The sequence below is a fragment of the Streptomyces sp. NPDC020192 genome (assembly GCF_044388685.1).
GTDB lineage: Bacteria > Actinomycetota > Actinomycetes > Streptomycetales > Streptomycetaceae > Streptomyces.
Genome location: NZ_JBIRXG010000009.1, coordinates 159857 through 181214, shown reverse-complemented (window position 1 = coordinate 181214; position 21358 = coordinate 159857). Strand labels below are relative to the sequence as shown.

Annotated in this window: 15 protein-coding genes, 1 tRNA gene and 1 pseudogene; 12 read left to right on the top strand and 5 right to left on the bottom strand. The window is 70.6% G+C overall.

Annotated features, from left to right (window positions below):
• Positions 1-15 precede the first annotated feature (15 nt).
• A complete protein-coding gene (locus ACH47Z_RS19465) occupies positions 16-993 on the top strand; it encodes an ArsA family ATPase (protein ID WP_399075128.1) in 978 nt (325 codons plus the stop codon).
• Positions 990-2378 (top strand): ArsA family ATPase, encoded by a 1389-nt coding sequence (locus ACH47Z_RS19460; RefSeq protein ID WP_399075126.1) that lies wholly within the window; start codon positions 990-992, stop codon positions 2376-2378. The genes ACH47Z_RS19465 and ACH47Z_RS19460 overlap by 4 nt, the downstream gene beginning before the upstream one ends.
• A 243-nt stretch (positions 2379-2621) precedes the next feature.
• Here the strand turns inward: ACH47Z_RS19460 and wblA are convergent, their stop codons facing one another.
• Complete coding sequence (wblA, locus tag ACH47Z_RS19455; RefSeq protein ID WP_063777071.1) at positions 2622-2960, bottom strand: transcriptional regulator WblA; 339 nt, start codon at positions 2958-2960, stop codon at positions 2622-2624.
• A 408-nt stretch (positions 2961-3368) separates the two neighbouring features.
• Here wblA and ACH47Z_RS19450 point away from each other — a divergent pair, with 408 nt between their 5' ends.
• Entirely contained in the window at positions 3369-5690 is a 2322-nt protein-coding gene (locus tag ACH47Z_RS19450) for a transglycosylase domain-containing protein (RefSeq protein ID WP_399075124.1), read from the top strand.
• Between the two features lie 87 nt (positions 5691-5777).
• Here the strand turns inward: ACH47Z_RS19450 and ACH47Z_RS19445 are convergent, their stop codons facing one another.
• Positions 5778-6248 carry a GatB/YqeY domain-containing protein gene (locus tag ACH47Z_RS19445; protein ID WP_399075123.1) on the bottom strand — a complete coding sequence of 157 codons (471 nt, stop codon included), beginning with the start codon at positions 6246-6248 and terminating at the stop codon, positions 5778-5780.
• Between the two features lie 94 nt (positions 6249-6342).
• On the opposite strand from ACH47Z_RS19445, the gene ACH47Z_RS19440 reads away from it, so the two are divergent.
• From ACH47Z_RS19440 to ACH47Z_RS19410, 7 genes and pseudogenes are all read left to right on the top strand, one after another.
• On the top strand, positions 6343-7269 hold the full coding sequence (locus ACH47Z_RS19440; protein ID WP_399075121.1) for a metallophosphoesterase: 927 nt from the start codon (positions 6343-6345) through the stop codon (positions 7267-7269).
• Positions 7270-7376: 107 nt separating this feature from the next.
• Positions 7377-8135 (top strand): Pr6Pr family membrane protein, encoded by a 759-nt coding sequence (locus ACH47Z_RS19435; protein WP_399075119.1) that lies wholly within the window; start codon positions 7377-7379, stop codon positions 8133-8135.
• A gap of 74 nt (positions 8136-8209) precedes the next feature.
• Positions 8210-8283 (top strand) — tRNA-Pro (locus ACH47Z_RS19430).
• 538 nt (positions 8284-8821) lie between these two features.
• Positions 8822-9391, top strand: coding sequence for a hypothetical protein (locus ACH47Z_RS19425; protein ID WP_399075117.1), 570 nt, complete (start codon positions 8822-8824; stop codon positions 9389-9391).
• A gap of 54 nt (positions 9392-9445) precedes the next feature.
• A pseudogene (locus tag ACH47Z_RS19420) lies at positions 9446-9550 on the top strand (DUF397 domain-containing protein); the annotation flags it as partial.
• A 284-nt stretch (positions 9551-9834) separates the two neighbouring features.
• Positions 9835-10725: a hypothetical protein gene (locus ACH47Z_RS19415; RefSeq protein ID WP_399075115.1), complete on the top strand. Its 891-nt coding sequence runs from the start codon at positions 9835-9837 to the stop codon at positions 10723-10725.
• Positions 10726-10848: 123 nt separating this feature from the next.
• The gene (locus ACH47Z_RS19410; RefSeq protein ID WP_399075113.1) at positions 10849-12669 is read left to right on the top strand and encodes a protein kinase; all 1821 of its coding nucleotides are present in this window, start codon (positions 10849-10851) and stop codon (positions 12667-12669) included.
• Positions 12670-12676: 7 nt separating this feature from the next.
• Here the strand turns inward: ACH47Z_RS19410 and ACH47Z_RS19405 are convergent, their stop codons facing one another.
• Positions 12677-13783 (bottom strand): sugar ABC transporter substrate-binding protein, encoded by a 1107-nt coding sequence (locus ACH47Z_RS19405; protein ID WP_399075111.1) that lies wholly within the window; start codon positions 13781-13783, stop codon positions 12677-12679.
• Positions 13784-14066: 283 nt separating this feature from the next.
• On the opposite strand from ACH47Z_RS19405, the gene ACH47Z_RS19400 reads away from it, so the two are divergent.
• Together ACH47Z_RS19400 and rodA are read left to right on the top strand one after the other, a co-directional pair.
• Positions 14067-15800, top strand: coding sequence for a TIGR03767 family metallophosphoesterase (locus tag ACH47Z_RS19400; protein ID WP_399075109.1), 1734 nt, complete (start codon positions 14067-14069; stop codon positions 15798-15800).
• 105 nt (positions 15801-15905) lie between these two features.
• Positions 15906-17105, top strand: coding sequence for a rod shape-determining protein RodA (gene rodA / locus ACH47Z_RS19395; RefSeq protein WP_399075107.1), 1200 nt, complete (start codon positions 15906-15908; stop codon positions 17103-17105).
• Positions 17106-17596: 491 nt separating this feature from the next.
• Here rodA and ACH47Z_RS19390 read toward each other — a convergent pair whose 3' ends face one another.
• Together ACH47Z_RS19390 and mgtA are read right to left on the bottom strand one after the other, a co-directional pair.
• Positions 17597-18517: an undecaprenyl-diphosphate phosphatase gene (locus tag ACH47Z_RS19390; protein WP_399075105.1), complete on the bottom strand. Its 921-nt coding sequence runs from the start codon at positions 18515-18517 to the stop codon at positions 17597-17599.
• 189 nt (positions 18518-18706) lie between these two features.
• Positions 18707-21319 (bottom strand): magnesium-translocating P-type ATPase, encoded by a 2613-nt coding sequence (gene mgtA, locus ACH47Z_RS19385; protein ID WP_399075103.1) that lies wholly within the window; start codon positions 21317-21319, stop codon positions 18707-18709.
• Positions 21320-21358: the final 39 nt, after the last annotated feature.

The window sequence follows — 21358 nt, the reverse complement described above, 5'->3', positions numbered from 1 at the left end:
GTTAGTCTCGAAGGCGTGAGCAGGCTCCAGGTCGTCAGCGGCAAGGGCGGGACCGGAAAGACGACGGTCGCCGCCGCACTCGCGCTGGCCCTCGCGACCGAGGGGAAGCGGACGCTTCTCGTGGAGGTCGAGGGTCGGCAGGGCATCGCCCAGCTCTTCGAGACGGAGGCGTTGCCGTACGAGGAGCGGAAGATCGCGGTCGCCCCGGGCGGCGGGGAGGTGTTCGCGCTCGCCATCGATCCGGAACTGGCCCTTCTGGACTACCTCCAGATGTTCTACAAGCTCGGTGGAGCCGGCCGGGCCCTGAAGAAGCTCGGCGCCATCGACTTCGCCACCACGGTCGCACCCGGCATCCGGGACGTGCTGCTGACCGGCAAGGCGTGCGAGGCGGTGCGCCGTAAGGACAAGAGCGGGAAGTTCGCGTACGACTACGTCGTCATGGACGCCCCGCCGACCGGCCGCGTGACCCGCTTCCTGAACGTCAACGACGAGGTGGCGGGCCTGGCGAAGATCGGCCCGATACACAATCAGGCGCAGGCCGTGATGCGGGTGCTGAAGTCCCCGGAGACGGCCGTGCACCTGGTGACGCTGCTGGAGGAGATGCCGGTCCAGGAGACGGCCGACGGCATCGCCGAACTCCGCGCGGCCCGGCTCCCGGTGGGCCGTGTCATCGTGAACATGGTCCGGCCCGAGGTGCTCGACACGGCCGACCTGGAACTCGTACGGAGCGTGGAGCGTTCCTCTGTCGCACAGGCGCTCTCGGCCGCCGGTCTGGGCGGAGCCCGGCGGGGCGGGAACGCCGAGAAGCTGGTGGACCCGCTGCTGCGGCAGGCCGCGGAGTACGCCGAGCGGTACACGCTGGAGCAGGAGCAGCGCGCGGTCCTCGGCGAGCTGGACCTGCCGCTGGGCGAACTGCCGCTGCTCGCCGAGGGCATGGACCTGGCGGGGCTGTACGAACTCGCCACCGAGCTGCGGAAGCAGGGGTTGTCATGAGTCCGGACCCGGCCAAGGCGCCCGAGACGGCATCCGAGGGGCGGGAGAAGGCCCACGGTCTCTCCCCCGCGCGCGTGCTGGACGTCGACTCGCTGCTGGACAACCCGAAGACCCGGATCGTGGTGTGCTGCGGCTCGGGCGGGGTCGGCAAGACGACGACCGCGGCGGCGCTCGGCCTGAGGGCCGCCGAGCGGGGCCGCAAGGTGGTCGTCCTGACCATCGACCCGGCCCGGCGGCTGGCCCAGTCGATGGGCATCGACTCCCTCGACAACGTGCCCCGGCGGGTGAAGGGCACCAACGGCGACAGCGAACTGCACGCCATGATGCTCGACATGAAGCGCACCTTCGACGAGGTCGTGGAGGCGCACGCGGACCCCGAGCGGGCGGCCGTGATCCTGGCGAACCCCTTCTACCAGTCGCTCTCGGCGGGCTTCGCGGGCACGCAGGAGTACATGGCGATGGAGAAGCTGGGCCAGCTGCGCGCGAAGGACGAGTGGGACCTGATCGTGGTCGACACCCCGCCCTCCCGCTCCGCGCTGGACTTCCTGGACGCGCCGAAGCGGCTGGGCTCCTTCCTGGACGGCCGCCTGATCCGCCTGCTGACGGCCCCTGCCAAGCTCGGCGGCCGCGCGGGCATGGCCTTCCTCAACGTCGGCATGTCGATGATGACCGGCACGCTGGGCAAGCTGCTGGGCGGTCAGCTGCTGAAGGACGTCCAGACGTTCGTGGCCGCGATGGACACCACCTTCGGCGGGTTCCGCACGCGCGCGGACGCCACGTACAAGCTCCTCCAGGCGCCCGGTACGGCGTTCCTGGTGGTCGCGGCCCCGGAGCGGGACGCGCTGCGCGAGGCGGCGTACTTCGTGGAGCGGCTGGCCGAGGAGAAGATGCCGCTGGTCGGCCTGGTGCTCAACCGGGTGCACGGCAGCGGTGCCGACGGACTGTCGGCCGAGCGGGCGCTCGCCGCCGCGGAAAATCTTGAGGACCCCCGCATTGTCGATCAGGGTGGCGGGAAAGCTGGACTTCGTAACTCTCCCGACACGTACGGCAGTTCACAATCTTCCGCATCACCTCCCGCATCCGAGGCCGCAACCGGCGCCCCCGCTTCCGGAGAAGGCTCCCCCGCCGCTTCCGAGGACGGCTCCCCCGCCGACGCGGAGCGCCCCGTCGACCGGCTCGCCGCGGGACTGCTGAGACTGCACGCGGATCGCATGCAGCTGCTCGCGCGTGAGCAGCGCACGCGTGACCGGTTCACCGCCCGTCACCCCGAGGTGGCGGTCGTCGAAGTGCCCGCGCTGCCCGGCGATGTCCACGACCTCACGGGCCTGCGCGACATCGGCACCCTGCTTGCCGCGGGCGCGCAGGGCGGTACGGAACTGCCGTAGCGGCGGTGAGCAGTGAGTGAGCGTGCGGCGCATGGTCGTCGCACGCAGGCACATGCGCGCGTACGGACGGCAATGCGGAACGCATCCGCGGCAAGGACGCAGGACGCCTCCCCAGGTACGCCTTCCCGGGCACGCGCGCGGAACGCCTCCCCGGCGGGGCGGGCCGCAGGCCGATCCCCACGGCTTCCCGGCGTTTGCCCTGCTCCTCCGGGTTCCTGCGGCGTGTGCCGGGGGGAAATGCCCTCAGCTGACCGCCGCGTAGTTCTCGTACACCTCGTCGTTGTCGAGGGGCACGATTCCGGTGCCGCGCTCGTACTCCGAGCGGGCGGTCTCCAGCAGCCTGCGCCAGGAGGTCACAGTGGGCCGCCGGCGCAGCAGTGCGCGGCGCTCCCGCTCCGTCATGCCTCCCCACACGCCGAATTCGACGCGATTGTCCAGCGCGTCGGCCAGGCATTCGGTACGTACCGGACATCCGGTGCACACCGCCTTGGCCCTGTTCTGCGCTGCTCCCTGAACGAACAGTTCATCCGGATCGGTAGTGCGGCAGGCAGCCTGCGCACTCCAGTCGGTTACCCAGCCCATACCGGCGCCGTCCTCTCCCGAATCGAGGCTCCCCCACGGCGGCAGCGGCATATTCACCGCCGCCAGTTGAGGACGTTACGGAAGGTGGGGACAGCGCAACACCCCCTTCGGGCCCAATCTTGAATGGCCCGAACGGACTATGGGTAAGCGGCAGATCACCCGCGGGAGTGAGCTGGCGACATACACGACTGTCCCGGCAAACCAGGACAGCTGTGGTGCGTCACATCGGGCACCGGATGACACACGAGGCGGATTCGGACACGCGCCCATCAAAAGAGCCGGGAAACCTCCGGAACGATTCGGGGTCGCCGGACGTATTGATACGTGACCGCACTGCTGTGACAGTTGAGAGCAGCTTAGGCCAAGGCATATACGCGTGTCCGGCGATTGAGAACGTAGGCTGCCCTCATGCCAAAGAAGCGCTCGGGCGGTGGTCTGTCGGCAACGCAGCAGGCCGCCAAGTTCCTCGGTGTCAGTGTCCTCGCCGGAGCCGTGATGGCGGGCATCGCACTGCCCGCGGCCGGCGCGCTCGGCCTCGCGGCCAAGGGCTCGGTCCAGAGCTTCGACGAGATCCCGGCCAACCTCAAGAGCCCCCAGCTGAGCCAGCGCACGACGATACTGGACAGCCAGGGCAACCAGATCGCGAGCGTCTACTCCCGCGACCGTACGGTGGTCGACCTCAAGGACATCTCGCCGTACATGCAGAAGGCGATCGTCGCGATCGAGGACTCGCGCTTCTACAAGCACGGCGCGATCGACCTCAAGGGCGTGCTGCGCGCGCTGAACAAGAACGCGCAGGAGGGCGGGGTCTCCCAGGGCGCCTCCACGCTCACCCAGCAGCTGGTGAAGAACTACTTCATCGAGGAGGCCGGCGACGACCCGACGAAGGTCGCCGAGGCCACCCAGCAGACCATCGGCCGCAAGATCAAGGAACTGAAGTACGCGATCCAGATCGAGGAGAAGCTCGGCAAGAAGAAGATCCTCGAGAACTACCTGAACATCACCTTCTTCGGTGAGCAGGCCTACGGCGTCGAGGCCGCCGCCCAGCGGTACTTCTCCAAGCACGCCAAGGATCTGAGCCTGCCGGAGGCCGCGCTGCTGGCGGGCATCGTGCAGTCCCCGAGCCGCTACGACCCGGTCAACGACGAGGCGGAGGCCACCAAGCGCCGCAACATCGTCCTGCAGCGCATGGCGGAGGTCGGCGACATCTCCCAGAAGGAGGCCGACGAGGCCAAGCAGAAGCCGCTCGGGCTGAACCCGAGCCAGCCCAGGAACGGCTGCATCACGGCGGTCCGCGGCGCCGGTTTCTTCTGCGACTACGTGCGCAACGTCGTCCTGACCGACCCGGTCTTCGGCAAGACCAAGGTGGACCGCGCGAAGCTGTGGAACCAGGGCGGTCTGACGATCCGGACGACGCTCGACCCGCAGGCCCAGGACTCCGTGCAGGCGTCCGTCAAGAAGCACGTCTACCAGTCCGACCCGGTGGCCACGGCCGCGACCATCGTCGAGCCCGGCACCGGCAGGATCCTGGCGATGGGCCAGTCCCGCCCGTACGGCTTCGGCAAGAACGAGACGCAGATCAACCTCTCCGTCAACTCGGACATGGGGGGCGGCGCGGGCTACCAGCCCGGTTCAACGTTCAAGCCGATCGTCGCGGCGGCCGCGATCGAGGGCGGCAAGCCCGCGACACAGCAGTACTCGTCGCCGTACGAGATGCCGTACCCCAGTCCCGTGCAGGCGTGTGACGGCAAGGTCTGGCGTACCGACCCGGCCAAACCCGAGAAGCTGACGAACGAGAACCCGTCGGAGCACGGCCCGTACGGCATGAAGGAAGCGACCGCCAAGTCGGTCAACACGTACTACGTGCAGCTGATCAGCGACATCGGTATCTGCCCCGTCACGCAGATGGCGCAGAAGATGGGCGTGCAGCGGGCCGACGGCCGCACGATCGTCCAGGCCCCCTCGATCGCCCTCGGCACCCAGGAGATGTCCCCGCTGACGATGGCGAACGCGTACGCCACCTTCGCCTCGCGCGGCATGTACTGCACCCCGGTCGCCATCGCGTCGATCACGCAGAAGATCGGCAGCCAGGAGAAGTCCCTCCAGGTGCCGAAGTCGGCCTGCTCGCGCGCGATGTCCGAGAAGACCGCGGACACCGTCAGCACGATTCTCAAGGGCGTGGTCGAGGACGGTACGGGCCAGGAGGCCGGCCTCGACGCCCGCCCGAGCGCGGGCAAGACGGGTACGACGGACGAGCGCTACGCCGCCTGGTTCGTCGGCTACACCCCGAACATGGCGGGCGCGGTCTGGGTCGGCGACCCGCAGCACAAGCGCAAGATGATCAACATCACCATCGGCGGCGTCCCGTACGACAAGGTCTTCGGCGGCAAGGTGCCCGGCCCGATCTGGCGCGACATGATGACCGGCGCGCTGGCGGGCAAGCCCGCCCCTGACTTCAACCTGATCGACATCCCCGACGACACCAAAAAGGGAGATGGTCAGGGAAAAGGCCAAGGGGGGACGGACGGCGGCAAGAACGGGGACAGCACGGGGGGAATCGGCGGACTGATCGGCGGTCTGACAACCGGCGGCACGGCTGACGGCGGCACCACGGGCGGCACCACCGGCGCCCCCGTCCCGGCCCCGACCTTCTCCCTCCCCGGCAACTTCATCCAGGGGCAGGGGAACGGCGGCAACAACGGGAACGGGAACGGGGGCTTTCCGGGCTAGCCGGTAGGCGCGTATGCATGGCGGCGGGGCCGCACCCCTGGGTGAGGGGTGCGGCCCCGCCGCCGTACTCAGTTCCCGTCGATCGGCTCAGCCCTGGAGCAGCAGCTGCTTCACCGCGGCGGCGACGCGGCCGCCCTCGGCCTGGCCGGCCACCTTCGCGTTCGCGATCTTCATGACGGCGCCCATGGCCTTCGGGCCCTCGGCACCGGCCGCCTTCGCCTCGGCCACGGCCTCGGCGACGATCGCGGTCAGCTCCTCGTCGGACAGCTGCTTGGGCAGGTACGCGGCAAGAACCTCACCCTCCGCCTTCTCCCGCTCGGCCGACTCGGGACGACCGCCCTGCTCGAAGGCATCGGCCGCCTCGCGCCGCTTCTTCGCCTCACGGGTGATCACCTTGAGGACCTCGTCGTCGGAGAGCTCCCGCTTCTCCTTGCCCGCGACCTCCTCCTTGGTGATCGCGGCAAGCGTCAGCCGGAGCGTCGAGGAGCGGAGCTCGTCGCGCTCCTTGATCGCGGCGTTGAGGTCGTCGTGCAGCTTCGACTTGAGCGTGGTGGTCATGGGGTCGATTGTCGCAGGTGTGCAGGGCCGAACGCCCGTTCATTTAGGGGCCCGCCGGTCTTCCCGCGCTTCCGGGGTCTGACACGATGGACGTATGCGCGCGCGATACGGAGTACCTCTGGGAATCATGGCGGCAGGCGCCGCCGGGCTGGCGTACGCGGCGGGCTTCGAGGCCCGCTCCTTCCGCCTGCGACGGGTGACGGTCCCGGTCCTCCCGCCGGGCATGCGCCCGCTGCGCGTGCTCCAGGTCTCCGACATCCACATGGTGGGCGGGCAGCGCAAGAAGCAGCGCTGGCTGCAGTCGCTGGCCGGCCTGCGCCCGGACTTCGTGATCAACACGGGCGACAACCTGTCGGATCCCGAGGCCGTGCCGGAAGTGCTGGACGCCCTCGGCCCCCTGATGGAGTTCCCGGGCGCGTACGTCTTCGGCTCCAACGACTACTACGGCCCCAAACCCCGCAATCCCGCCCGCTACCTGCTGGAGAAGACGAGCGGCCGCCACGGCCTGAACGGCAACCCGCCGGTGGTCGGCGCCATCCACAACCCGTGGGAGGACCTGCGGGACGGCTTCGACACGGCGGGCTGGCTGAACCTGACCAACACGCGGGGCGTGCTGAAGGTCGAGGGCGCGTCGATCGAGCTGACCGGCCTGGACGACCCGCACATCAAGCGCGACCGCTACGCCCGGGTGGCCGGCGGCCCCTCGGAGACGTACGACTTCTCGATGGGTGTGGTGCACGCGCCGTACCTGCGGGTGCTGGACGCCTACGCCGCGGACGGCTACCCCCTGGTCCTGGCCGGCCACACCCACGGCGGCCAGCTGTGCATCCCCTTCTACGGCGCCCTGGTCACCAACTGCGACCTGGACACGGACCGCGTGAAGGGTCTGTCGACGCACACGGCGGAGGGCAGGACGTCGTACCTCCACGTCTCGGCGGGCTGCGGCACGAACCGCTACACCCCGGTCCGCTTCGCGTGCCCGCCGGAGGCGACGTTGCTGACGCTGGTGGGGCGGGGGTAGCGGGGTTTCCCCGGAGTGGTTTCCCCGGAGTGGGCCGGACGGGGTTCCGTAACCCACCCGGAGCAGCCCGCATGGCCGCACCCCTCCCCCGCTCCTAGCGTGAGGGCATGACCGCCCCCATACCCAGGGAGATCCCGGACCTGCCCGCGGTCCCGGGCCCGCCCCTGCTGCTGCCCTCCCCGGTCCCGGCCACGGCGGTGGTGGCGCCGGTCCGCCGCCCCGTGGTCGCGCTCCTCCGCCTGCTGACCGCCCTGGCCGCGGCCGGCGGCGTGGCCCTGGAACTCCTGCTGGGCACGCCGGCCCGCACACTGAGCTACTTCGGCGTCCAGACGAACATCCTGCTGGCCGTGGTCATGCTCCTGTCGGCGCGCAGGGCCTGGCGGGCCCGCCGGCCGCTGCCGTCGGGCGTGACAGGCGCCACCATGCTCTACGCCGTGATCACCGCGCTGGTCTACCACCTGCTGCTGGCCCACACGACGCCCCCGTTCTCCATGACCGGCGCGACGACGCTCCCGGCCCGCTGGCACGGCGCGTGGACGACCCTGCAGATCCTGCACACGGTGACCCCGCTGGCGGCCGTCCTGGACTGGCTGCTGCTCACCCCCGCGGCCCGCCTGCACCTCCGCCAGGCCGCGACCTGGCTCCTCTACCCCCTGGCCTACCTGGCCTTCTCCCTGATCCGCCCGGCGTTCCTCGCCCCCTCGGCCCCCGACCGCTACCTCTACCCGTTCCTGGACGTCGCCACCCACGGCTACCGCAGCACCCTGGCCAACGCCCTCCTCCTGGGCCTCGCGATCTACGCCCTGGCCGTCCTCCTGGTGGCCCTGGACCACACCCGCCCGACCCCGGTCCGCCGCCGCGTCTAAACCGGATTTCGTCTACAGCCACCGGTGGGCTAAAGTAAACGACGTCGCCGCGACAAGCAGCACAGCAGCGACACCGGGGTGTAGCGCAGCTTGGCAGCGCGCTTCGTTCGGGACGAAGAGGTCGTGGGTTCAAATCCCGCCACCCCGACAGCCAAGTAGCAGGTCAGAGGGCCCTTACCGAGTCGGTGAGGGCCCTCTGGCTTTGCTGTGTGTCTATCTGCGTGACTATCGATTTCTGAGTGACTACGGCCGTCGCGAGTCGGCGCCGAAGATCCCGTCCATGACCACGGCCCCGGTCTGGATCACGGGCCGGATCTGCTTCCGGTAGACCTCCTCCGTCACGGCCGTCCCGGAGTGCCCGACGAGTCGGCGGCATGAGGTGCCGCCGGCGCGGGCCAGCGTCTTGCGCTCCTGGACCGAGGGGTCACGACCGTTACACTGCCTGCGCTGATCGAACTGATGACCCAGGGGTTGGGGCCGTGAATCTCAAGGCTAGGCGCGTTGCGTGCGCAGCGGTTCTCTCGCTGGGCATTGTCCCGGTGTCCGCGTGCAGCAGTGGCAGCGGAACGGCCCAGTCACCCCAAAAGCCTGCGCCAACTGCTGCGAGGCGGTCGACGCAGTCGAGTACCAACCTCACCGGCTCACAAGCGAGTGCCGCTTCACCTTCGGTGGCGAGTGGGACGCCGATGACGGAGAGCCAGCTCAAGGCTGCCGTGATAACCGCCGCAGATGTTCCGGGCCTGCGAGCCGACACAGCCCGGGACAGTAACGGGATCATGAGCCGGAGGCTCACAGCGAGCTCTGGGGGGCCGGTCTGCACGGAATTCCTGAACGCTTCCAACGCGTCCGCTGACTCCTACCATCCCTCTTCCGAGCTGGGTAGGGCCTTCACTGCCAACACGACCGCCGGAACGATGCGTATCAGGGTCTCGTTGGTCGGCCATGCCTCATCGGCCGATGCGCAGCGGGTCATCAACGAAACTCGCAGTTCCGCCAAGGGATGCCCCCATCTCACAGATGGAACGCAGCGCATGAACGTGGCCCCGCTGACACTGCCGGTCATGGGCGACGATTCCACCGTTACCCGTGTCGGTCTGATTTCTGGCAGGTTGGGCGAATGCGTGACCATGGGCTTGGTGCGAGTGGGCACCGTATCGCTCGCCATCACAGTGTTCGCACATGACGCGTATTACCCCAACCTGCTCCAAGAGGTGGCGAAAGCGTCCGTGAGCAAGCTCCAAAAAGCAGAACGCTAGATCGCAGTCGGAAGATCTGCTCACCGATCATCCTGACCCTGCGGCAGCGCTGCCCCCGTCCGTGACAGCAAGGTCCCGCACGGTCCGGCACTGTGCTTCGAAGCCGCCGCCTGGGCCGCCTTCACAGGCGAGTTGAAGGCCGGCGGCCACCGTCGCTGAGTCCGCCGGGCTCTGGTCGCCGTCCGCGCCCCGGGCTCACCGGGCCCCTGTCCGCGAGGGCCCGGCAGGCCACTGGCCTCCCCAAAGAACCGGGGGAAAGAACTACCCGCCCACCCGCCCTCCCCAGCCGCGCGGCCCGCGTCACCCGTCCGAGTGACCGGCTTGCAAGCGCGGGATTCGGGCGGTTACGTTCGCCGCGACAACCGCACACAGACATCGGCCCCCGGCCGGGATTGCCGTCCCGATCGAGGGCCTGACCGATCAGGAAGCAGAGACCCTTCCCGATGGCTGACCCGCAGTCTAACGCGCCCCTGCGCGCCGCCGCCGGAGCACCGACCTCCGGCGTGATCCACGTCCGCACCCGGCTCACCGCCGACTTCACCGTGATCTCCAACGACCTCGCGCAACGGCGCGGCAGCGCGGTCACGGTCGGTGTCGCGGCGTACATCCTCTCCCTGCCCGACGGCGCCCTCGTGAGCATCACCGCCTTATGCGAGCACTTCAGTGAGGGCGAGATCCTCATCTCGCGAGCGCTCAGGGAACTCGAAGAAGCCGGTTACCTGGAGCGCCGCCGCGAGCGGACGCCCAGCGGGCAGGTCCGTACCCGGACGTACTTCTACGACGTCCCCTGCGGCGATCCCGAGCCTGATCCGGACGGCCCGCCCGAGCCGCCCACACCGCGTCGGCCCCGGAAGCGGCCCGCCGCTGCGGCGGTCACGCCGGCGGCGGCAGCCGTGCGGGAAACGGCGCAGGCGCCCGCCCCGGCCGAGGCGGAGACGCCGGTACCGCTCACCGACGCCGACCCCCGAGCCGTCGCCGTACTCGCGGCCCTGCGCCGGGTCGACCCCCGCCTTGTCCTGTCCGAGCAGGAGGCCGCCCGCCTCGCCCCGGCCGTCACCCGGTGGCTCGCGGCAGGCCTTCTTCCCACGCAGATCACCGACCACCTCAGCGCGAGGCTCCCGGACCAGCTCCTGACCCGTCCGGTCGGCATCCTCGCCTACCGGCTCAGGGAGACTCCCCTGCCCGCACCGGCAAGAGGCGCGGAACCCCCCGCGGGTCCGGCCGTCGTGCCCATGCGCAACTGCGACGGTTGCGACCGGGGATTCCGCTCGGCGGAAGCCGGCCACTGCCGGGACTGCCGTCGGCGCGAGCAGCGCCTCGCCGACGCTGCCTGAGCCACAGAACCGTTGCTTCCGCCCGCGCTTCCTCGTTCTCCACCGGGATCATCAACGACCTCTATTCTCAACGGCGTTACGCCGATCGACCGGGTCGGCAAGAGGCGGGGGAGTCATACCAGTATGAGCGGCACGAACGGAGACGGGCGCGGCAAGCGGGAGACCCGGCGGGACGACCGCTTCGGCGGGGGTGTCGAACCGCTCACCGCCCTGGACCCGGCGCGGATCGGGCCGTACCTGCTGCTCGGGCGGCTCGGTGCCGGAGGCATGGGGAGGGTGTTTCTCGCACGGTCCGACGGCGGGCGCACCGTCGCCGTGAAGGTGGTGCACGAGGAGCATGTGTCGGACGCGCGGTTCCGGGCGCGGTTCCGGCGGGAGATCGAGGCCGCGAGCCGGGTCGCCGAGCGGTACACGGCACCCGTGCTCGACGCCGGGCCCGACGAGGAGCCGCCGTGGGTCGCCACCGGGTATGTGCCGGGTCTCTCGCTGGAGCAGGTCGTGCGGGGGTACGGCCCGTTGGCCCCCGAGTCCCTGCCCACCCTCGCCGACGGGTTGCTGCGCGCGCTGAAGGACATCCATGACGCGGGGATCGTGCACCGCGACCTGAAGCCGTCGAACGTCATGCTGACCGTGGACGGGGTCAAGGTCATCGACTTCGGGATCGCGCGGGCCCTGGAGACCTCCGTCGAGTCGCTTCTGACCAGTACGGGGATGGTCATCGGCACGCCCGGCTTCATGTCGCCCGAGCAGATCCAGGGGCAGAGCGCCGGGCCCGGGAGCGATGTGTTCACCCTCGGGTGTGTGCTCACGTACGCGGCGACGGGGCGGCTGCCTTTCGGGCACCGGGCCAGCAACCAGCACGCGGTCATGTACCAGATCGTGCAGGACGAGCCGGATCTGGAGGGTGTCGAGGACCCCGCTCTGCGGGCGCTCATCACTCGGTGTCTGACCAAGGACGCCGGGCAACGGCCCGATGTGGACGAGCTGTTGGCCGACCCGGAGCGGGCTCGGCCCTCGGCCGCCGGCAAGGCGTGGCTGCCCGCCGACGTCCTGGCGCGCATCGCGAAGCAGACCGCCGAGTTGCTCGACGCCGAGGTGCGGCCGCTGCACGAGGAGTCCATGGACCGGGCGACCGCGGACCTGCGCCCGCGGTCCGAGCCGCCCGTGGTCGTCGCGCCGGGCAGCGGCGGCGCCGACCCGGAAGAGCGTGAACGCCGCCCGCGCCGCCGCCGCACCTTCATCGCCCTGCCCGTGGTCGTCGTCCTCACCGTCGGTGGGACCACGATGGTCGTGCTCCAGCCCTGGCACCGGGGCAGCGACCGGGGCGGAGCCCACGCCCAGTCGCCGGGCAGCAGCGTGAGTCCCACGCCGGACGGCAGTAACTCGCCTGTGACGACCAGTGGTTCACCGTCGAAGACGTCCGACGGGAGGAACGGGAAGGACAAGAAGGAAACGGGTTCCGACGGCGGCAAGAACGCCACGAACGGCGACAAGGCGGCGGGAGGCGGCGGGAGCGCGGGGGCGGCCGGAGGGGACACCTCCGGCCGCGGCTCGTCACGCGCCTCCTCGGACACGACCGCAGGAAGCTCGTCCGGCTCCGGTGACTCGTCCTCGGGTTCCTCCGGTTCGTCCGCCGGCTCCCCGCCGCCCGACCTGAAGAGCTACAACCTCGCGTACACGAACTCCTGCGTCGGAGCGTGCGACATGCCGATCAGGGCGAGCTGGACGGCGGTCTCCCGCGCGACCCGCTACGACATCCACTACACCAACAAGGGCAGCAACTTCACGGCGAAGAACGTCGACACCGTCTACTCCACCAGCAACACCAGCTACACGATCAACGGCCCGTACTCGGGCGACAAGATCTGCATCACCGTGCGCGCGGCCAACACGTACGGCGCCTCCGCCTGGGCGCAGACCTGGTGCAACACGGTTCCCTACTAGATCAGTACTACTTCAGGCCGATGGCAGCGCAGTCCGCCGCGTACGCCGGTGTGCAGATGTCCTGGACGGAGTAGACGCCGTCCGCGATCACCGTCGCCTTGATGGTGGCCCTCGTGAGGGCGACCACCGGCACGAGTCGCGCGGGGATCTTCTTCGTCGTCGGGCTGTCGACCGTGTCGCGGGTCAGCGCGTCGAACTGGATGTCCTTTCCCTTGACCTTGTCCACCGCCAGCTGCGCGGCGTCGGTGGCCTCGTCCAGGAACGACTTGTACACGGTCATGTACTGCTCGCCCGAGACGACCCGCTGCACCGCGTCCAGGTTCGCGTCCTGCCCGGTCACCGGCGGGATCCTGGTCGCGCCCGCCTCCTTCAGCGCGTCGATGACGGCGCCCGCCATGCCGTCGTTCGCCGAGTAGACGGCGGCTATGCTGCCCAGCCCGACCGACCGGATCGCCTTCTTCATGTTCGCCTTGGCGATCGCGGGCGACCACTTGTCGGTGTCGTACTGCGCGACGATGTCCACCTGGCCCTGGAGTTCGCCGAGCGCGCCTTCCTTGAAGCGGGCCGTGTTCGGGTCGGCGGGGTCGCCGTTCATCATGACGATCTTGCTGCTCGGCGCCTTCGGACCGAGCGCCTTGATGATGGCCCGGGCCTGCACCTGGCCGACGAGTTCGTTGTCGTGGGAGACGTACGCGTCGATCGGGCCCTGCGCGAGGCGGTCGTACGCGATGACCGGTATGCCCGCGTCCTTGGCCTTCTGCACATCCGGCGCGATGGCCCTGGCGTCCAGCGCGTCCACCAGGATGACGTCGACCTTGTCGGCCACCATCTGCTGGAACTGGCGACTCTGTGTGGCCGGGCTCGCCTCGGCGTTGGCGTAGACGACCTTGCCCTTGCCGTGCGTGAGGGCGGCGACCTCCTTCTCGATGATGGGGTGGTCGAACCTCTCGAAGCGCGCCGTGTCCTTGTCCGGCAGGAGCAGCCCCACCGTGATGTCGTCCCCCTTCGGGGAGGCAGAGCCGCCGCTCCCCCCGACGACGTTGCCGAGGGCGCCGCACGCCGCGAGTGTGAGAGCCGAGACGGAGGCGGCCAGGGCGACCGCGGCGTGCCGCACGGGGGTTCTGTGGGGGGCAGGAGCGTTCACTGCAGGTGCCTTCCGAGCGGAGGGGGAGCATCTGGCAACCCAGGTGGCGGAAGCCAACTCGGAACGACGGGGGACGTCAAGACGTAAGGACAATAAGGCAGTTGAGTGAACACGGTCTCCTTCGTTCCTCCCTGATTCCCCCAAGTTTCCGTCCGCCCCCTGGACACGTAACTACCCGTCAGTAAGGTTCGGCGCGACGGGCAGACCGAGGCTCCGGTGGTCGGAGCACATGCCTTCGTGAACAGGGGGATTCATGAGTGGGATCAGTCGGCGGCGGTTCGTGGCCGGGGTTGCCGGGGCGGGGGCCGGAGTCGGTCTGTGGTCCGGGCGGGCCGTGGCGCTGGAGCGGGCCCTGGCCGGGAGTGCCCGGCGGGCCGTGCGGATCGGCGGGACTACGCTCGAGCAGGTCGCCATGCCTGTCGGGGACGGGGCCTACAAGCGGTTGGTGGCCGGGCCCGGGTGGCCGCTCGTGGTGCGTCAGGAGTTGCGCGGTGCCGACGGCGGGCGGGACGGGCGGCGGGCCGGGCTCGCCTCCTTCGTGCAGTTCACCGACCTGCATCTGACGGACACCGAGTCGCCGGTGCGGTTCGAGTATCTGGCGCGGCTCAACGACAGCGCGCACCGGCCGCAGGAGACGCTGACCGTGCGGGGCGCCTCGTCACTGGTCGAGCGGGTCAACGCGGTGCGGCAAGGGCCGTACACCGGGCTGCCGTTCCGGTTCGTCATGGCCACCGGGGACAACACCGACAACCACGAGCGGATCGAGCTCGACTGGTATCTCACCGTCATGAGCGGCGGGCGAGTCACTCCCAACACGGGGGATCCCGGGCGGTACGAAGGCGTCCAGAACTCCGGGAGCGGGCTGTTCTGGAATCCCGAGTCCGGGCTTCAGGACGCCTACAAGGCCAAGGGGTTGCCGCACATACCCGGGCTGCTCGGCTCCGCCATCCGGCCCTTCGACGCGCCCGGGCTGAGCGTCCCCTGGTACACCACGGTCGGCAACCACGACGACAGCATCGAGGGCAGCCTGCCCGACCTCGGTCTGCTCAACGACCTCTACACCGGGTCGCGGAAGATCGAGGGGTGTGACGACGCCACCGCGGCGCGGCTCGCGGATGCCCTGCGGCACGACCCGGGGCAGGCCGTCCTTCTGCTCGGCAAGCTGCTGAGCGAGGGCGGTGCGGTGCGCAGCGTCACGCCCGATGAGCGGCGGCATCCGTTCACGCCCGCCGAGTTCGCCCGGGCCCACCTCGATCCCGCCCACACCGGTGCCGGGCCCCACGGGCACGGGTTCAGCCAGGAGTCCGCCGACAGCGGGCGGCTCTACTACACCTTCGACCTCGCCGACGGCATCCTCGGCATCAGCCTCGACACCACCAACCGCGCCGGATTCGCCGACGGCTCCCTCGGTACGGCGCAGCTCCACTGGCTGGAGTCCGTTCTCAAGGCCAACAGCGGGTACTGGTACGACAGCGACGGGCATGTGGTGCGGGGCGGATCCGGGGGTCGGCTCGTCGTCGTGTTCAGTCATCACACCAGCGGCACCATGGGGAACCTGCTGCCCGATCCGTACCGGCCCTTCGAGGGGCGCCACAGCGGGGCCGAGCTCGTCGCGCTGCTCCAGCGGTTCCCGAACGTCGTGGCCTGGGTCAACGGGCACACCCACACCAACCAGATCATGGCGCACGGCCACACCGTCCCGGAGCGCGCCTTCTGGGAGATCAACACCGCCTCGCACGTGGACTATCCGCACCACGCCCGGATCATCGAGATCGCCGACAACCACGACGGCACGCTCTCCCTCTTCACCACCCTCATCGAGTCCGCCGCCCCCTACCGGACCGACTTCGCCGACACCTCCGACCCCGGTCTCGCCGCCCTGTACCGCGAACTCGCCTACAACGACCCCTACGCCACCCCCGCCACCCGCATCGGTACCGCCGCCGACCACAACACCGAGCTGCTTCTCACCAAGCCGGCCATCTGACACCCGACTCTTACGTTCCGGCGGGTCCCACATTTGCCGTTTTACGCAACTAAGCAGCTAGCATTCCGGCGAACCACACACGCGGGGACGCCGGAGGCAGCTGACATGACCAGCGTGAAGAGCTTCTCCGTCTCGGGATACGGGCCCCAACGGCCCCGGTGGACGCGGCTCTTCGCGCGCGATTCCGTGGTCCGCCGGCTGGACTGGCCGATACTGCTGTCCGCTCTCGCGCTGTCGTTCATCGGCTCGCTGCTCGTCTACTCCGCGACCCGCAACCGCACCACCATCAACCAGGGCGACCCGCACTACTTCCTGGTCCGGCATCTGATGAACCTGGGCATCGGGTTCGTCCTGATGGCCGGCACCCTGTGGCTGGGCCACCGCGGCCTGCGCAACGCCGTGCCGGTCCTCTACGGTCTGTCCCTCGCGGGTGTGCTGGCCGTGCTCACCCCGCTCGGCGCGACCATCAACGGCAACCGCAACTGGATCGTGCTGGGCGGCGGGTTCTCGCTCCAGCCCTCGGAGTTCGTGAAGGTCGCGATCGTGCTGGGCATGGCGATGCTGCTGTCGGCGCAGGTCGACGCGGGCGACCGGACGTATCCCGACCACCGCACCGTGATCCAGGCGCTGGGCCTGGCCGCCGTACCGATCATGGTCGTCATGATGATGCCCGACCTCGGCTCGACGATGGTCATGACCGTCACGATCCTGGGCGTGCTGCTCGCCTCGGGCGCGTCCAACCGCTGGGTCTTCGGCCTGCTCGGCATCGGGGTCCTCGGGGCGGTCGCCATCTGGCAGTTGCATCTGCTGGACCAGTACCAGATCAACCGCTTCGCCGCCTTCGCCGACCCGAGTCTGGACCCGTCGGGCGTGGGCTACAACACCAACCAGGCCCGGATCGCCATCGGGTCCGGCGGCCTCACCGGGGAGGGGCTCTTCCACGGGGCGCAGACCACCGGGCAGTTCGTGCCGGAGCAGCAGACGGACTTCGTGTTCACGGTCGCCGGGGAGGAGCTGGGCTTCCTCGGCGGCGGGCTGATCATCGTCCTGATCGGGGTCATCCTGTGGCGGGCCTGCCGTATCGCCCGCGAATCGACCGAGCTGTACAGCACGATCGTCGCCGCCGGGATCGTCGCCTGGTTCTCCTTCCAGTCCTTCGAGAACATCGGCATGGCCCTCGGCATCATGCCGGTGGCGGGCATCCCGCTGCCCTTCGTCTCCTACGGCGGCTCGTCCATGTTCGCCGTGTGGGTGGCCGTGGGGCTCCTTCAGTCGATCAAGGTCCAGCGGCCTGTGCAGGCCTGACATCGGCCGCCGTGTCGACCGGGTACGTCACACCGCCCGCCCCGGGCGGCCGCGGCGACGTCGGCATCGCTCGTCCCCGCCCCGCTCACCGTGCAGCTGAGCGCGGGCCCCTCACGCCCGGTCAGCACCGCGGCCGGCGTCGCCGCCGTGCCCTCGTGGCGTGCATGGGCTTCCGGCTAGCCGCTGCGCCGCACCTTCTGCGCGGCCACGGTGACCGGCAGGTCCGGGTAGTGGGGCACCTCGACCAGCGCGTCGAAGAACCTGCCGGCCTGGTGGACGGGATCGCGGGTCTGCGCGGGGCCGTGACCCCCGGGGTCGACCTCACGAAGACGGTGCCGTCAGACCCGGGGCGTCCACCCCGCACGGCACACACCCGAGCGCTGACGCCGGCCTCGCCACGGCGGCCGAGAGGCCGCACGTCAGGAAGGCCGGCACCCTGTGGCCTGCGGGCCGGGGCGCGGGTTGTGCGGCCGTGACCGGGGAGGCGGGGGTCAGGCGAGGGTGAAGTAGGCCAGGCTGCCGAGCCCCGCGACGGAGCAGTAGATCGCGAACGGGATCAGGGTGCGGTTCTCGAAGTAGCGGACGAGGTAGCGGGTGGCGAAGTAGGCCGCCACGAACGCGGCCACGCTGCCCGCCAGCAGCGGACCGCGCAGGCCGTCGCCCTGGGAGCCGAGCAGCGGCGGCAGCTTGAGCAGCGCGGCTCCGCCGATCACCGGGGTGGCGAGCAGGAACGCGAAGCGCGCGGAGTCCTCGTGGCCCAGGCCCTTGAAGATGCCCGCGCTGATGGTGGAGCCGGAGCGGCTGATGCCGGGGAGGAGGGCGAGGATCTGGGCCGCGCCGATCGTGAGGGCCTGCTTGAAGGTCATCCGGGTGATCCGCAGGTCGGACAGCTCCTCCTCGGACAGATGCTCCTCCCCGGGGGCGACGGCGGCGCCGGCCCGTCTGCGGCCGGTCCCGCCGCGCCGCAGCTGCTCGGTGACGAAGAGCACGATGCCGTTGAGCGCCAGGAAGATCGCGGTGGGAACCGGACGCCCGAGCGTCGTACGGAACACCTTGTCGAGCGCGACACCGGCGACCGCGACCGGGACGCACGCGGTGACGATCAGCCAGGCGAGCCGCTGGTCCACGGTCTCGATCCGCCGCTGGGTGATGGACGTGGCGAGGCCGCGGATCACCCGTACCCAGTCCCGCCAGAAGTAGACGACGAGCGCGAGCGCGGTGGCCAGGTGGAGGCCGACCAGCTCGTTGAGGTAGAGGGAGTCCGCGGCGGAGACGTCCAGGTCGTGCTTCCAGTGCCCGCCGAGCAGCGCGGGTATCAGGATGCTGTGCCCCAGGCTGGAGACGGGGAACAGTTCGGTGACGCCTTGCAGCAGGCCGACGCCCACGGCTTCGGGATAGGTCAGAACGGACATCGGCCGGCCTTCGACTCCAGGTGCGCGACAGGGGGGAGCCGAGGACAGCGCGCGACGGGCGGCTCCGGGCGCAGAAGCTACTACACGAGTGTAAAAACCGGGCCGGGTCCGGATGGAGCGCGCGACACACCGGCCCGGGCCGCCCGGCACCCAGGGCGTCGGCGCCGGAAGACGCCCGCTTTCAGCGGGTTAATCCTGGCCGGTGAGCTGCCGTTCGTGGCGTGTGCGGGCCAGGACGAGCGCACCGGCGTACAGCGCCAGGACGATGGTGAGAAGCAGGTAATACTCGGGTGGGAGCGCCGTCAGACCGAGCAGCGGGCCGAGCGGGGAGGGCGGCAGGACCAGGCCGATGACCGCCAGGGCGGCCGCCGTCCAGCCGACCGGTCCGGGCGGGCGGTCCTCGAACAGCCGGCGGCCGGTGCGCAGCAGCAGCATCACCAGGCTCTGGGTGATCAGGTTCTCGGTGAACCAGCCGGAGTGGAAGACCGCCTCGTCGTCCCCCGGCCCCCGGCCGTGCAGGGCGAGCGCCAGGACACCGAAGGTCGCGAGGTCGGCCGCCGCGTTGAGCAGGCCGAACCCGGTGATGAAGCGCAGCAGGGCACGCGGGTCGAGGACGGCCGGCCGGCGCAGCACGGCCGGGTGGGGGCGGTCGTAGGCGAAGGCGAGCTGCACCGTGTCGAAGCACAGGTTCTGCACCAGCACCTGGGCCGGGAGCATCGGCAGGAAGGGCAGCAGCAGGCCGGCGGCGAGCATCGCGACGACGTTGCCGAGGTTCGACGACAGGATGACGCGCAGATACGTGGCGATGTTGCCCCCGCTCAGCCGGCCCACGGAGATGGCGTGGTCGACGGCGGTGAGGTCCTTCTCGGCGAGCACCACGTCGGCGCCCTCCCGGGCCACGTCGGTGGCGTCGCGCGGGGCGATGCCGACGTCGGCCGCCCACAGCGCGGACACGTCGTTGACGCCGTCCCCGAGGAAGCCCACCGTGTGCCCGCCGGTGCGCAGCGCGGCGCTGATCCGCGCCTTGTGCTCCGGGGTGCAGCGGGCGAAGACGGTCGTACGGGCGGCGAGTCCGGCCAGTTCGGCGTCGGTCAGGCCGTCGGTGCGGTCGGCGGTGACCACCGCGTCCTCACCGAGGGCGATGCCCAGGTCACGGCAGGCGCGGGCGGCGGTGCCGGGGTGGTCGCCGGTGAGGATCTTGACGGTGACACCGCGGTCGGCGAGCGCGGCGAGGGCCGGCGCGGCGGTGGGCGCGAGGGCGTCGCGCAGGGTGACGAAGCCGCGGAAGTCCAGGCCGCGTTCGTCGGCCGGGGTGTAGTCGCGCAGCCGGGCCGGGCGTTCGGCGGTGGCGACCGCCAGCACCCGCAGGCCCTCCCGCGCGGCCCGGTCGGCGAGGTCCGTGAGCCGCCGCGCCTCCTCCGGCCGCAGGGCGCAGCGCTCCAGGACGGCCTCCACGGCACCCTTGACGACGAGCGTGTGCGTGCCCAGCCGGCCCGGGGTGCGCACCACGGCCGTGGACAGCCGGCGCACGGGGTCGAACGGCAGCGCCGCGACCCCGTCGTACGCCATGAGGTCGTCCTCGTCGGCCGCGTCCAGGACCGCCTCGTCCAGGGCGTCGGGCTCGGGCAGTTCGGCGATCTGCAGGGTCCACCAGGCGTTGACGGCGGCCCAGCGCACCGCCTCGGGACCGTCGGCGCCGGCCGCGTCCAGGCCCCGTTCGACCACCGGCCGGTCCTGGGTGAGGGTGCCCGTCTTGTCCAGGCACAGCACGTCGACCGCGCCCAGGTCGTGCAGGGCCGGGAGCCGTTTGACGATCACCCCGTGCGCGCGGGCCAGCAGCGCCGCCCCGCGGGCCAGGCAGGTGGTGACGACGACCGGCAGCATCTCCGGCGTCAGCCCCACCGCCACCGCCACCGCGAACGGCAGGGTCTCCAGCCCCCGGTCGCGCAGCGCCGCGTTGGTCATCAGCACCAGCGGCGGGGTGAGGAGCATGAAGCGGATCAGGATCCACGAGATGCCGTACACGGACCGGTCGAAGGCGCTCGCCTCGCGCTGCCCGGCCGTACGGTCATGAGCCGCCGCGAACCGGGTGCGCCCGCCGGTGTCCACCACGACCGCCGTACCGCTGCCGGTGGCGACGCTGCTGCCCTGGAAACACAGCTGCGGCTGCCCGAACACCCCGGTCCCGCCCGGCCCGACGGCATCGGCCGCGTGCTTGGCGGCATCGGCCGCTTGCTTGGCGACGGGGACAGACTCCCCGGTCAGCGCCGACTGGTGCACGGTCAGGCCCCGGGCGCGCAGCAGCCGTACGTCCGCCGGGACCAGGTCCCCCGGGCCGAGCCGGACGATGTCACCGGGGACCAGGTCCGCCACCGGGATCTCCCGGGCGACGGGGGCCGCGTCCTCGCCGGCCCGCCGCAGCACGGTCGACGTGGTGGCGACCAGCTCGCGCAGGTGGGCCATGGACCGGTCGGCGCGGTGCTCGCCGGAGGCCCGCAACACGGTGCTGGTCACGACCAGCGCCAGGATCACACAGGCGGTGGACCAGGCGGACACGGCGGCGGAGACCACGGCGAGACACAGCAGCACCGCGGTGAACGGATCGCGCAGGCCCCGCAGCAGCAGCCGCGGCCAGGAGGCGTCCTCGCGGTCCGGCAGTGTGTTCGCCCCGACCCGGGCCAGGCGCAGCGCGGCCTCGTCCTCCGTCAGCCCGCGCGGCCCGGTGTCCAGCCGCCGCAGCACCTGCAGCGCGGTCGCCGCACCCGCGTCCCCGGAATCACTCGCGGCCAGTGCTTCGGGCACGGCCCCGGACACCGGTGTCCCGGCATCCTCTCCCCAGGC

Bases quoted from the DNA above. Each gene is read 5' to 3' on its own strand.
- ACH47Z_RS19460 (WP_399075126.1), top strand. From the start codon at position 990: ATGAGTCCGGACCCGGCCAAGGCGCCCGAGACGGCATCCGAGGGGCGG.
- wblA (WP_063777071.1), bottom strand. From the start codon at position 2,960: ATGGGCTGGGTAACCGACTGGAGTGCGCAGGCTGCCTGCCGCACTACC.
- ACH47Z_RS19450 (WP_399075124.1), top strand. From the start codon at position 3,369: ATGCCAAAGAAGCGCTCGGGCGGTGGTCTGTCGGCAACGCAGCAGGCC.
- ACH47Z_RS19445 (WP_399075123.1), bottom strand. From the start codon at position 6,248: ATGACCACCACGCTCAAGTCGAAGCTGCACGACGACCTCAACGCCGCG.
- ACH47Z_RS19440 (WP_399075121.1), top strand. From the start codon at position 6,343: ATGCGCGCGCGATACGGAGTACCTCTGGGAATCATGGCGGCAGGCGCC.
- ACH47Z_RS19435 (WP_399075119.1), top strand. From the start codon at position 7,377: ATGACCGCCCCCATACCCAGGGAGATCCCGGACCTGCCCGCGGTCCCG.
- ACH47Z_RS19425 (WP_399075117.1), top strand. From the start codon at position 8,822: ATGACGGAGAGCCAGCTCAAGGCTGCCGTGATAACCGCCGCAGATGTT.
- ACH47Z_RS19415 (WP_399075115.1), top strand. From the start codon at position 9,835: ATGGCTGACCCGCAGTCTAACGCGCCCCTGCGCGCCGCCGCCGGAGCA.
- ACH47Z_RS19410 (WP_399075113.1), top strand. From the start codon at position 10,849: ATGAGCGGCACGAACGGAGACGGGCGCGGCAAGCGGGAGACCCGGCGG.
- ACH47Z_RS19400 (WP_399075109.1), top strand. From the start codon at position 14,067: ATGAGTGGGATCAGTCGGCGGCGGTTCGTGGCCGGGGTTGCCGGGGCG.
- rodA (WP_399075107.1), top strand. From the start codon at position 15,906: ATGACCAGCGTGAAGAGCTTCTCCGTCTCGGGATACGGGCCCCAACGG.
- ACH47Z_RS19390 (WP_399075105.1), bottom strand. From the start codon at position 18,517: ATGTCCGTTCTGACCTATCCCGAAGCCGTGGGCGTCGGCCTGCTGCAA.